General features: G+C 49.5%; 1 pseudogene. It reads right to left on the bottom strand.

The window, feature by feature from the left end:
* Positions 1 to 234: 234 nt before the first annotated feature.
* Positions 235 to 884 (bottom strand): annotated as a pseudogene (locus J5224_RS30975) (hypothetical protein); the annotation flags it as partial.

The following is an 884-nucleotide window of genomic DNA, read 5'->3' as shown; positions in this document are numbered from 1 at the left end:
CAACGGCGGAAGAAGAATGGTTAACACAATACGCCAGAACCCCATGATCACCTCCAGTCACCGTTACAAACCACGGGCTACCATTAACCCGTCACTCTTCAACCTAGTACAAAAGCGTCCCTATGGCGAAAAAACAAATACATTCAGCGCCATTCGAGAATAAAAAACAGCGCTATTCGTGACAGCGCTGTTTTTCACGTTTATCAGCGGCACATCACCTCAAGAGGTGATACCTCATTTCCCTTTTTTTACCTCATCATGGTGATGGTCGTGCTCGTGATGATGCCCCTCATCATGTACCTTGCCGGAACCGCCGACGGCCACAATGTTGAAGGGCTGCCCTTCGACGGCAATAGCTCCGGTTTCAGCAAATGCCACCGCATCCAGAACGTGTATTTTACTTTTCAGCGGATCGGTAACAAAAATCTTATCGTCAGCCACTGCAATACGTGGCCGTGGGTCGTTCCAATGTCCATCCATTGAGTAGGGTTCGGTGACACTGACCGATTGGGTGATTTGCCCCTTTACCACGTCAATCTGATTCAGCTTGCCATCTTCGGTAAACACATAAGCATATTTGGCACGCACCGGGTCGACGGCAAAGTGCACGCGACGGGTTGGCAATTGAATTAATCGGAAACTGTCAGACTGTGTCGGGTCAATCAATACAATACGGTCGGGCCCATAATTGCCGATAAAATATTGCATCCCTTTTCCACCGATCAGCGTGGAAACGCTACCTTGCGGGAGCGAAGGCGAATAGGGCAGATGTTTGATTTCCGGCGCTGCGTTGTTTTGCGTAATTAACAATAATCCGGTGCTGCATGCCAGCGCATAACGATTTCCCGAACCGGCTGAACCATGTAATCCCGGGCATAAAGCGT

This window comes from Candidatus Symbiopectobacterium sp. NZEC135 (assembly GCF_025962695.1).
The sequence above is the reverse complement of the archived record's forward strand: the minus strand, read 5'-3'. Positions and strand labels throughout refer to the sequence as shown.